The organism is Bacillus sp. JJ1521 (assembly GCF_036965165.1).
Classification (GTDB): Bacteria; Bacillota; Bacilli; order Bacillales; family Bacillaceae_L; genus Ferdinandcohnia.
The window spans coordinates 1-10,641 of the sequence record NZ_JBALOX010000181.1 but is presented as its reverse complement, the minus strand read 5'-3'; the positions used below and the strand labels follow the sequence as shown (position 1 = coordinate 10,641).

Sequence of the window (10,641 nt, the reverse complement as noted above, 5' to 3'; positions counted from 1 at the left end):
TACAACCGTCCTTCCAAGTAATGCCTGCAAAATAGACTTTTTTTTAATTATTTTAACAGTTCTAATTTAACTAAACTGCCCCTTTAGTTTAATAACTTCAACAAAAAGGTGCGTAATCCTTCTTGGATTAACGCACCCGTTAGCCATCCATGAAGCGCAAAATCGGCGCTTCACCACAGAGAATGAAATTGGTTAGGATGTGTCAATACTGATACTGACCTTAATCCAGTCAACCAATCCATAGCAATGATTTGCAGCTCTCTCAATTTTTTTTAACACATGAGACGGGCTCTCTTTTGTATTGTCTTTTTTCGAGGTTAGAGAAGTTTATTTTCATGGTAGTTTAAGTTTAAAACTTCACATTCTCAACTTAACAAGTATTCTCCTCACATGACCAGTCTCTTGCGTGTTTCAAGGTAATATCTATAAAACCTGATAATGCAGGGGAAACCCATTTATTTTTGTGATAAAGGACTTGGGAGAAAATTTGTTTAAAGTCACCAACGCAGGGAATAATTTTTAACCTTCCTGCCTTGACTTCATCATTTACTGTCATTAAAGGTAAATAAGCAATACCAAGCCCACTCATTACACATCGTTTCATCGCCTCTATACTCCAAAGTTCCATCGTGTGGGAAGGTACAATTTCCCGTTCTCTAAGGTATTCTTCAAACACCGTTCTATAACTGCATTCTTTCTCGTTGACAATCAAACATTCGCTTATTTTTTGATTCTCATATCTTTCATCTAATATATTTAGCGAACAGTCTGGGCTTCCAACAAGGACGATACTTTCATTCAACATGGAATGGACGATTAAATCAGGATCCTGCAACAGTGGTAACATGACAAATGAAACATCCGCACTACCATTAAGGATTGCTCTTTTGTTATCTCCACACGTAGCATTACTTAGACTAATACTTACATGAGGAAACTTCTTTCTATATTCACGTAATATCGGTTCTAAACGATATACAGTCAAGGATTCAGGAGCAGCTATCTTTATCTCACCTCGAACATCCTTCTCTTCAATTGCAAGGTTTTCAATTTTACCGTAGGTTTCTAATATCTCTTGAGAATAGTGCAACAACTTCTTACCAACATCGGTCAATATTACTTTTCTACCCATCCTATCAAACACAGGTGCACCTATCTGTTGTTCAAGTGCCTGAATATGGGAAGTCACCGTTGATTGTGTGTAACCTAAATGTTCTGCTGCTTGTGTGAAGCTACCCGTTTCAATGATTTTTTTAAACGTAACAAAATGGCGTATCTCCAACACATCACCCACTTTTATTTTATTCTTATATGTATAGTATCAAAAAAATCGATGGGTAGCTTTGCAAATTTCAATTTTACTAATAATTAGCCACGGGTTATTCTTAAAGAAAATACAAGATGGGAGTAATTGAAATGATTACAGTTTACGATGATAGATATAAAGAAGAGGTCATTAAACTAATATTGCATGTACAGAATGCCGAATATAAAGTCGGTATTACTATTGAAGAACAACCAGACATTCTAGACATTTATTCGAATTATATAAATGATGGCGGTAATTTTTGGATCGCTTTAAATGATAACGGAGAAGTAGTAGGTACTATCGGTTTGCAGAGGAAAACCAAAGAGGTTGCTGTGTTAAAGAAATTTTTCGTCTATAAAGATTACCGCGGTAAAGAGATGGGGATAGGAACAAGTCTTTACGAAGCATTACTTGATTTTGCGAAAATACAAGGGTTTTCAAAGATAATTTTGGATACCCCATCTAAAGCCACTAGGTCTCACGGTTTCTATAAAAAGGTTGGATTTAAGGAGATTGATAAAGAGCACTTACCAATTCAATATGATTACCCTGATAGAGATTCATTAATTTTTGAATTGCCCTTATCCAAATAAGAATATTGAACTTTTGAGATAGAAACGATTAAATAGCTACCTGGAATTTAAAGTGTCAAGGAATGAAATAAACTCCTTGGGGATTATATGCAATTTACTTAAGTGAACATTATGGAAAGATCCAGAAAATGAGGGGTTGAGTTTGAAAAGTATACACTATAGCTGGTTTATTCTTGCCATAACATTTTTCTCCATTATTGTAGCAGGAATTGTCATTTCATCATCAGGGGTTTTCATAGACCCCTTAGAAAATGAATTTGGCTGGGATCGCTCTATTATTGCACTTGCTTTTGCAACAAGTCTTTTTTTATATGGTATATCAGGACCGTTTATGGCAGCGTTATTAGAAGTGATTGGGTTAAAAAAAATGATGATTATTTCAATGGCAACTTTGCTAACAGGTATAATACTAACCTTCATAATGAATCAATCATGGCAGATGATCATCATTTGGGGCGTAATTATTGGACTGGGAGCAAGTCTTTTTTTAACTGTAGTAAGTCCATATGTGGCGAACCATTGGTTTGAGAAAAGAAGAGGTCTTGCAGTCGGAATATTAACGGCAAGTACAGCGACAGGTCAGTTAATTCTTCTTCCAGTCTTAGCGAACATAATCAATAATTATTCGTGGCGTTGGGCTATTGGTTTAATTATGATACTTTGTTTCATTATGCTTATCATAATCCTTTTATTTATGAAAAACACACCAAAGGATGTTGGGATTCTTCGATATGGACTTGAAGAAGAATTACAAGAAAGAACTAAAGGAGAAAAGGAAAATCCTATTGTATTAGCCTTCAATGGTTTATTAGAAGCTGTGAGAGTGAAAGAATTTTGGTTATTAGCTGGTAGTTTCTTTATTTGTGGGCTTTCCACGAGTGGTTTAATTGGTACCCATTTTGTTTCTTACTGTATAAGTTTTGGAGTACCTTTAGTTACAGCGGCTTCTTTTCTTTCGTTTATGGGCATTTTTAATCTAGTAGGAACAACCCTATCCGGTTGGCTGTCAGATCGTTTCGATAATCGATGGCTATTATTTTGGTACTACGGTTTAAGAGGGGCTTCTCTTGTGTTACTTCCTTATGCATTAATTGAAGGTTCAATGACTATGCTTGTTATTTTTACTGTGTTTTATGGATTAGATTGGATTGCAACTGTTCCTCCTACTATTAGTATCTCAAGACAAATTTTTGGGTCTAAAAAAAGTGGAATAATATACGGATGGATTTTCGCATCTCATCAGGCAGGAGCTGCATTAGCTGCATATGGTGGAGGTCTAATCTATAAATTTTTCAACACTTATACTTGGGCATTCTTCCTGGCTGGAGTTTTCTGTTTATTAGCAAGTTTATTTGTTATTATTATTAAAAAACAACACTCAAATCAATTAACTATATAACAACTCGCAGAGAGTAAACAGTTACAACTTTAAAATTCTAATGCCAAATTTCTAGGTGATTCCACAAGAAATTTGGCATTTTTCATTTTGGATTTACTAAAATTGTATTCTGAATTTTCCTAGCTTACCGTAATTATCTTTTTTCTTCTTCAACTAAACTGCACCGTTAGTCCAATAAGGAATCATTGATTCTTGTTTATTTTACTCCGCCAAAAACAGCAAGTTCCATCCACTTGAAATAACAATCCGAATGCTTAAAACCAATTTCTCTAAGCCAATTAACCTGGATATCTACCCTTTCCAGTATATTATCTTCTTTATCAGGGCGGTTGTAATACTCCTTAGCTACTTCTTGCCTGTCTCTTTTATTATGAATAGAAAGATGGTCAATAAATAGCTCGTCATACAATCTTTCAATTTTAGGAGTGGCAGAAGCTGTATGCTCAATATTTATAAATATCCCTCCATTAACTAAAAGATTATATATCTCTCTATAAAGTTCCTTTTTCTTTTCGTGTGTAAGATGATGAATAGCAAAACCCGAAACAATACAATTAATAGAATTAAGTTCTGCAAATTCTTTAATAGAATTACTAAAATCAGCGTGGATAATTTCACAACGATTACTGTATTCATTCATATTCTTACGAGCAGCTTGAACCATTGGTTCTGAATGGTCTAATAATATTGCAGAAGCATCTGGATAAGTTTTAAGCAAAATTTCAGCTAAAAACCCGTTTCCACACCCCAAATCCATTATTCTTTTCGGATTAGGGGTAAAAAAATTGATAACCTGAAGCATAATTTTAGCTTGTTCAGCTCCGAAAGGAATTCCGCCCCGAATTTGTTCCAGATAATGTTGTGTAACATCTTGTCTTTGCCAGTTTGTTGTTGTCATTTTTCTCCCCCTTTATAAATATTAAAAATAAAAAGCCTATCATCTCATAAGAGACGACAGGCTTTACCTACGTGGTACCACTCTTTTTGATTTGTTTATTATGACAAACAAATCCACTTTTAAACCGATTACGGAAGCCAACCGTTAAGACCTAATTATCGGCCTTACCACTTATGGGCGAGTTGGGGATTTTATTGACTGTCTCTCACCAACCGACAGCTCTCTAAACAATAAAACATTCCTTAATACTCCCAATCAACGTGTTTGCATATTTTTAAAATTTTCTTTATTTTATTATTTGCTCTTATATCCGTCAACCCATATTTTGCTATTTCTTATTTAACTATTCTGCTTCGTTAATACAACAAGAAAAAGCTGTTCTTGTGACAGCTCTGATCTTCAACTCTTGCACCCGTTTGTTTAAGTGAAGTGTAATAATTCACAACCTTTCTTTTGTTTTTAAAAAAGGCAGCCTTAATCTAATGGCTTTCCATACCTCACTAAAACGTGCCACAATAGTTTTAATTCTTGAAGTACCTCCTTATAATCCCCACGTTCGCTCCAAGATTCTGGATTGCGTTCTAATTCCATTACAGCAGTTCCAATTATACTCGCATCGATAACATTATTTTGTCCAATGCGTTTTGCTAAGGAGCGCATAGATGGTCCTCTAAAATCTTGTGGAACTTCGTCTATCATAAGTACAAAACCCTTATTCCAATACAGTTGAATGGAATATTTAAGGCATAGCTGTTCTAGAATTCTCCCTATATGAGTGTTCTTGAAAGAAGGGTCTGCAACAAGCAAATTCACGTCTTCTTTAAGTGAAATATCTCCATGAATCTGGGCTTCAATATAGTGATTAAGATTTCGATTTGGCTTTTTGGTTTCTGGGTCTGTAAACGGTCGTTCAAGATTAACCAGTAAATGATTTACTAATCTAACTGGAGTCAGATTACTTTCACCAATTGCAAAATCTCTTACGAACGCCTCTTCTAAAAGTGCAGCCAAAATCATGTCAAATTCTTCATAAGTTCCCTTTTCTTTTGGGTCTTGATGCGAATCTAAATATGTATAGGTGGAACGATATGAAACCTTGGGGGATAGAAGAAAATAGCATGAACCAAAACGTGGAGCAGGTCCATCTGGGTGCAACATCAAATTCAATGCACCATATTTAGGACGTTGGTTATTGGTTGTGCCCTCAAGTTGATATGCGCCTCCAAAAATTCTCTTCTCCCAAAGGTCTCGTTCACCACCAGGGTAAGCAGATACGCTGCCGTTAGACAAACCTGTTTCAAACTGGCTCTTATATATTCCAGACTCTAACAGTGCTTCAGCTACACTTTTCATAGATGAATCTGGTCTATCTGGGTGAAAATGTAATCCTATTCTTGCATGAGCCTTTAATTTATCAACAGCATTTTTAAATGTTTTATCCGAAATATTAGACATTTTTAGTATGTGATTTATTGTCTTTTTAGCTTCATAGGTATAGTTTCTTGCATATTTTGTAATATTTTCCAAAGCTAATAATTGTGACCTTGATAATTCCATAAATAGATGAATCTCCTTTCATCGGATTAAATCAAAAATTCAGCAAAGATTCCTTATTTTCCTTCTTCTACAAACCTGCCCCGTTAGTTCAATATCACATCTTCACAAACTAACACTGTTCTCATTATTTAAAATATTACAGGATTTGAATATTCTAACAGAAATCTGTCTAATACTTGAATATCAATTTAATAGGAGGCTGCATTTTGATATATATTGAAATTATTATTGCATTGGTATTGGGATTTGCCTTTGTACATTTCTATTTAACTAAAAGAAGGAATGAATACCAGACAACATTACTTGTAAATCATATTAACTCGAGTGAGGAAATGAAGAAAACATTAGCTATGGGTTTGTATTTAAGATTTAAGCAAGAACAACAAGACCAAAATCCAAATTATTCTTCCTCATATATTAAACAAGATCCTTATATGTTTGAATCATTTGTAGCTGAAGTGATGAAAACGGCAAAAGGAGGTTCTACATGGGTATCTCCTTCTTCTGGTGACTTTGGAGTCGATTTTGAACATACGACAGATGAGGGGTTATTTCTGGGGCAAGTTAAGTGTTATCAAGGCGACTTACCATTTGATCCTATTGCTCTTATTCATTCTAATATGATAAAAAGAGGGGCAAAAGGAGGTTATGTAATTACAACAGGCTCATTTACCTCATCAGCTAAGGAGTATGCAGAAAGTTTAAATATAGAACTCATTGATGGTGTTAGGTTAGTTGAACTATGGTTAGATGGTGTTTCTAATACTGAACAGAAAATTAGAAATCTAAATCCTGAATTTGCTTAGTCGATGCTGAATAAATGACAAAGTTATTAAATAATATAGTATAAGCTTGGTAACTATAGCCAAGCTTATTTTGTTCTAAATTTTGACTTCTTAAAAATAAACACACCCCGATAGTTGAAAAATTGTTCATAATTTGTGGTAGATTCAACTGGCGGTATTAGTACACAATCATTGAACTTATAATCTAAAAACGAAGATTTTAAAAATGAAATTACCAATCACAAAAATAATGAGTAAAACTATGACAATAGAAGTCCAAAAAGCACCTTTAATAATTAACCTAAGTATTTTTGACTCAAAAATCATATCTCCACAATGCTACCTGTTACAAATAATAGATGACACACAAAATTATGAAATAGATTACAAATTAGTAACATTGTCCTTTAGCAGTTACTCTGATGCAAAAGATTTCATTTATCATTTACCCGATATGTCTGGGAATGAAATGTTATTATTAAACCCGTAATCCATTTATATAGACATAGTTAACATTAAAAAGCCACACATATAAACTGTTGTTTTAGTGTGGCCTATACAGATTTCTCATATTTTATTTTTGATGATTTACATATTTAATCAAATATTTAATACCCACAGCTAACACGATTAGAGCAAAACACTGTAAGTATTCTGATAAGGAAAAAAGATTTGATTTAAATATCAATAAATCTAAAAGGATGGCACTCAACAATAATCCAGCTGCTAAACTACTCAATATAAAGAGGAACCAAAGAAAGATTTTTCTCATTTCTTATTTCACCTTAGAAATAATCTCTTTCATTTTGTTCTTGAAATTCACGATCTCCCTCACTTATTATCCAGCCCAGTTGGTCGTCTCTCTGTTGATCAAAATCTTTATCCTCTTCCATTCTTTTTCGTTCTAGGAATTCGGAATAATTGTCTTCTTCATCTAAATCTAGGTTTTCAGTTTCTACTTCGTTAGCAAATCGGATTCTCTCACCACTTTTTTTGAAATAATTATTCTTACGGAATTTCCTTTCGAAGATGGCTCTTTCTATGGCTGCGTTTGTATAAGGATTTTCCTCGTCAGAATCGCTTCCAATAAATCTGTCGTCGCTGTAACGACCTTTTTGCATTAAATAATCTTTAGTCATTTCTACTTCTGTTTTAAAATTTTCTCTTTCCTGGTCGACCAGCTTTAGCTCTTTATTCTTTTGAGCTTGTATACTATACTCTGGTAATTTCTTTTGTACATACCACACAAAGATAACTGAGAAGATAAAAAAAGCAAGAACGGCAACCCATTCAGAATAATTGGATAATGTAAGTATCAATAGTTTTGCAAATACCGCAAAGAAATGTGCTGCTAAAAACATAAGAGAACCTTGAACGCCATCTGGCTTTAACATACGGCCTGTACCAAGCGAAATCATATCCACAACATTTAATAACCTAGAGTTATTCCCTTTTCCGAACACCCTTCCAAAAAAATATGCTACCAACAATACAATTAACGACCATTTAAAACTAAAATAAACTAACATTTTATCTCTCCATTCTTAAGGTTCTTGTTCATAGACTTTAACTTCTTATTTCAATTCTCATAATCCGCTCAAAACAAAAATCTCCCCCTTTTCTGAAAGTGATAAGAAAAAATATACAAACACACAGGAAATAAGCACCTCTACTCCGTAGTAGGAGGCACGATAAAACTCTTGTTTAAGTGTATTAGGTATATTTTCTTATCTTCCAAAAAGGAAGAGATTAATCTATCAATCGTATATTAAAATAAAGTTGGATATAAAAAACGTATATAAGGCAATTCAATATATTAATATCCTATTTATAGCACAAGTAGAATATTTTGTAAAGTTTAACAATTCCATTTAAATTAATTTGATTAAATATCTGTTTGTAATATTAGGTTAACCATATGCCTTTCTTAACAGTTCCTTTAGATAGTTTGAAGGTAAAAAATCAAGTTTTCTAGATTCCCGGAATTAGGATAATATTATCGGTCCCATCTACTGTACTATGGAAAGCATAAATAGGTTGATAATAGCCTTTGGAATCCAAATAGTAGCTTACCTCAATTTTATGGATATGCAAGGTTTTTATCATTTTATTTTCGGAGTAATATATAAATTTCCCATCTAAAATTTCTTTATATGCTTCTTGTTCGCTTTTTTTTTGAACATCCCTTACCTTATCATAGGTTATTAATTGATTCTCAATTCTTTTCACAGTATTATCGTTATAATAACTTACCGATAAAGAACCATCTATTAGCTGATTTTCCCTTACTTTTTTATCTACGGTCCACTTATAAGTACCAGTTTCGACTTTTTGAAAATGCGCGTCTTGGGGAATATCTATGCCGAATTTTGTTACGTTTTCCTTTAAAGTTCCTTCATCTACATCTTTCGGTTCTTTATTCTCGTCAAAACTTGAATAGTCGGTATAACTGTAACTTCCATCTAAGTTTTGAAACCATATATTATGAGACCTATTTTCTCCGATCCAATAAACACCTTCATTCTGATAGTAAATGACCTCTATATTCGATGTATCAAGTTGTATTCTTTTCGAAAAATCTTTGACAAATTTATCAGCGGTTGCCTTTGTATAGCTTGATGCTTTATAAACTGGGACTTTAATTCTATTATCATTTAATTGTACATCAATAGTGGTTGTTGCTTGTGCCATATCAGTTCTATGAATTGGAATAATAGATAGATTTCCAAACTCCTTCAAATAGTAGTATGCAAACATACTTCCGGATAGGATAACCACTAGCAATAAAGGTGAAAAGTAGAAAAAGGATCGCATTATTCCCTTTTCTTTTACGATAAGGAGGCCCATGATAATACCATATCCAATTATGGCCCCCAGTAGATTATTAAATAAATCGTCAACTTCAAAAATACCGTATCCTGTTATTAACTGGACACTTTCAATGGAAAGTGTAAATAACGTTGCCATCCCAATAGTCCATACAGCTTTTTGAAAACGTGAATGCAATAATGGGAGAAAAATCCCTAACGGTACAAACATAAATATATTTAAATACACGAACTGCCAATGCCTTACACTAAAACTATACCAAGCTTCTCGATACGAAGTAAAAAAAGATAAATCCATCCCGCCCTGATAGTTTTGACCTCTATTCAAAAAGGTTACCCCAATAACCATGATGACATAACTAATAAACAAGCCTACAAGAAATAGCTGCTTCTTTGGAAGGCTTTTCTTCCCTCCAAAAAGTTTTTTATAAACAATGAAATACATTAGGAAAAAGATAATTCCTAAAACAAGTACGGCTATTAATGCCAGAAAAAAGTACTCTTTGACTATATTGATGATTTCTTCTAACCTCATTCTCTATCTCCCTCATACAAAACAAAGATATGTTAGTCTCTTTCATTTACTTTTATTTCTTCACTATATCACTTCTAGAAAATTTCCAACATATAATATTCACTTTGACTAGCCAATGTTGCTCCATTAAATGGCCTGATTGTTGAACACAAGTTAAACATCGATTTTCAACTAAACTGCCCCTTTAGTTCAATAATGAAAGTGTTTTTACTTCATAATTTGTTCGAATTGCGAAATAAATTATTTATTAAAATTCAACATTTATCCCTGTCATTTTATCTTTTGTTTAATATACTGTTATTGTTCCAACGACAAGGTAACGACGTTTCACCTTGGGAATCCATTGCCTTGGAAAAGTAGTGGATTCCTACACTTATCACAGTGAAAATCCCCATATAAAGATACCTCTAAGGCTATTACATTTGATGTAATGGTCTCTTTTTGCTTCAATTTTTTTATCAAGCTCCATTTATATAAATCAAATTGTTACATAATACTTTCGTCATATTTTACTGCCAATTTGTTGAAAACGGACAAATTTCTCTATTTAAATAGTAATTAAGAAGTCCTTGGACATTTGTTTATTTTTTAATTTCTTAGTCTAGGGACTTTCTTTTTTCCCCTTCATTAATGTCACTATTTTGTTCATTTAAGGATAAATTTTCTTTAATTTATTCATCATTTTATAGGTATTTTTTATACTCTAGAAGAAAATAATTACATCAATACCTATATAA

General features: G+C 33.2%; 8 protein-coding genes and 1 other annotated feature. Of the genes, 3 read left to right on the top strand and 5 right to left on the bottom strand.

Annotation, left to right across the window (positions count from 1 at the left end; all coding sequences use genetic code 11):
• Positions 1 to 370 precede the first annotated feature (370 nt).
• A complete protein-coding gene (locus V7147_RS20825; protein WP_335369725.1) occupies positions 371 to 1,285 on the bottom strand; it encodes a LysR family transcriptional regulator in 915 nt (304 codons plus the stop codon).
• 131 nt (positions 1,286 to 1,416) lie between these two features.
• Between V7147_RS20825 and V7147_RS20820 the strand changes: the two genes are divergently transcribed.
• Both V7147_RS20820 and V7147_RS20815 read left to right on the top strand, forming a co-directional pair.
• Positions 1,417 to 1,902 (top strand): GNAT family N-acetyltransferase, encoded by a 486-nt coding sequence (locus V7147_RS20820; protein WP_335369724.1) that lies wholly within the window; start codon positions 1,417 to 1,419, stop codon positions 1,900 to 1,902.
• Between the two features lie 142 nt (positions 1,903 to 2,044).
• Positions 2,045 to 3,301: an MFS transporter gene (locus tag V7147_RS20815; protein WP_335369723.1), complete on the top strand. Its 1,257-nt coding sequence runs from the start codon at positions 2,045 to 2,047 to the stop codon at positions 3,299 to 3,301.
• Positions 3,302 to 3,497: 196 nt separating this feature from the next.
• Here the strand turns inward: V7147_RS20815 and V7147_RS20810 are convergent, their stop codons facing one another.
• Together V7147_RS20810 and V7147_RS20805 are read right to left on the bottom strand one after the other, a co-directional pair.
• Positions 3,498 to 4,199 carry a class I SAM-dependent methyltransferase gene (locus V7147_RS20810; RefSeq protein WP_335369722.1) on the bottom strand — a complete coding sequence of 234 codons (702 nt, stop codon included), beginning with the start codon at positions 4,197 to 4,199 and terminating at the stop codon, positions 3,498 to 3,500.
• Positions 4,200 to 4,245: 46 nt separating this feature from the next.
• Positions 4,246 to 4,467 (bottom strand) — a binding site (T-box leader).
• A gap of 206 nt (positions 4,468 to 4,673) precedes the next feature.
• Entirely contained in the window at positions 4,674 to 5,756 is a 1,083-nt protein-coding gene (locus V7147_RS20805) for a DUF3626 domain-containing protein (protein ID WP_335369721.1), read from the bottom strand.
• 206 nt (positions 5,757 to 5,962) lie between these two features.
• Here V7147_RS20805 and V7147_RS20800 point away from each other — a divergent pair, with 206 nt between their 5' ends.
• Entirely contained in the window at positions 5,963 to 6,562 is a 600-nt protein-coding gene (locus V7147_RS20800; RefSeq protein WP_335369720.1) for a restriction endonuclease, read from the top strand.
• Between the two features lie 764 nt (positions 6,563 to 7,326).
• On the opposite strand, the gene V7147_RS20795 is transcribed toward V7147_RS20800, so the two are convergent.
• Both V7147_RS20795 and V7147_RS20790 read right to left on the bottom strand, forming a co-directional pair.
• Entirely contained in the window at positions 7,327 to 8,070 is a 744-nt protein-coding gene (locus V7147_RS20795) for a hypothetical protein (protein ID WP_335369719.1), read from the bottom strand.
• A 442-nt stretch (positions 8,071 to 8,512) separates the two neighbouring features.
• Entirely contained in the window at positions 8,513 to 9,904 is a 1,392-nt protein-coding gene (locus V7147_RS20790; protein ID WP_335369718.1) for a VanZ family protein, read from the bottom strand.
• Between the last annotated feature and the right edge of the window lie 737 nt (positions 9,905 to 10,641).

Excerpts from the sequence above, each read along its gene's own strand:
- V7147_RS20820 (WP_335369724.1), top strand. The coding sequence starts at position 1,417 with ATGATTACAGTTTACGATGATAGATATAAAGAAGAGGTCATTAAACTA.
- V7147_RS20810 (WP_335369722.1), bottom strand. The coding sequence starts at position 4,199 with ATGACAACAACAAACTGGCAAAGACAAGATGTTACACAACATTATCTG.
- V7147_RS20805 (WP_335369721.1), bottom strand. The coding sequence starts at position 5,756 with ATGGAATTATCAAGGTCACAATTATTAGCTTTGGAAAATATTACAAAA.
- V7147_RS20795 (WP_335369719.1), bottom strand. The coding sequence starts at position 8,070 with ATGTTAGTTTATTTTAGTTTTAAATGGTCGTTAATTGTATTGTTGGTA.
- V7147_RS20790 (WP_335369718.1), bottom strand. The coding sequence starts at position 9,904 with ATGAGGTTAGAAGAAATCATCAATATAGTCAAAGAGTACTTTTTTCTG.